Here is an 870-nt window from a genome sequence, read left to right as displayed (position 1 = left end):
TTGTTTGAGCGATATAGCTGGAAATGCTTTTGTTAAGATTAGGAATCTATAAATGAAAGCTTTAAAATAAGGGGTTATGCAAGAAATCTAATGAGTCCAATATCTTTTAGATCTGAGGAGGAGCGAAACTTAATGATCCAGTCTTCTTTGCTTATGGTGGTGACAATTTTAGGACGAGCGCCAGCGGATGAGCCGTTCATAGCTAATAAATCATCAATAAAAAGATCGTCATCCTTCTCTTGAAATTGCACCACCTTATCAGCAATCTCATCTAAATTCTCGTGATAAAATGGCTTTATTCCTTCTATTTCTGATTCATACACAAGGGCGCCCATTCCATTTTTACCTACATAGCATAAACGGTTTAAAGGTGAAAGGTCGCCAGGATTGAGACGCAGACTCATTAACTTACGATCTAAAAGCAATTTTCCCCATCCATCAGGTAAGCTATCGTTAAATACACCAAATAAACCTTCAAAAACTCTATCCTCACACATGATAATACCTGGCTGAAGAGGTAGTTTAAGAGGAGATAATTCTAATCCTGTTTTAATGAATTCAAGAGTGTATTCAAAAAATATTCTTCGATCTTTTAAAACAAGTCTTCCCATGGAAAGCTTCTTTTGTCCACATATAAAATATACATGGACTACAGATGTATTTTGAAAGGTCATTTTCGACCTCTTTTACGTTTTTTGCTTTTAAGCAGCTCATCGAGTGATGTTAAATGCTCTAGTTTTGTTTGTTTAAACAAATCCTTAAACTCTTCAAGAACCTATCTTGAATTGAATATAAATTTTCGCTATGATACCAGATCTTTTTATTTTTTAACTAAAGACAGATGACATGAGCAAGCAAGGATTAAATGAA

The 870-nt window shown here is 34.4% G+C and carries 1 protein-coding gene; it reads right to left on the bottom strand.

The window, feature by feature from the left end; genetic code table 11:
• Window positions 1–74: 74 nt before the first annotated feature.
• Window positions 75–674: a HipA N-terminal domain-containing protein gene (locus RHOW815_RS08355; RefSeq protein ID WP_215217815.1), complete on the bottom strand. Its 600-nt coding sequence runs from the start codon at window positions 672–674 to the stop codon at window positions 75–77.
• Between the last annotated feature and the right edge of the window lie 196 nt (window positions 675–870).

It is taken from the genome of Candidatus Rhabdochlamydia sp. W815, from assembly GCF_018642185.1.
Taxonomy (GTDB): domain Bacteria; phylum Chlamydiota; class Chlamydiia; order Chlamydiales; family Rhabdochlamydiaceae; genus Rhabdochlamydia; species Rhabdochlamydia oedothoracis.
The sequence above is the reverse complement of the archived record's forward strand: the minus strand, read 5'-3'. Positions and strand labels throughout refer to the sequence as shown.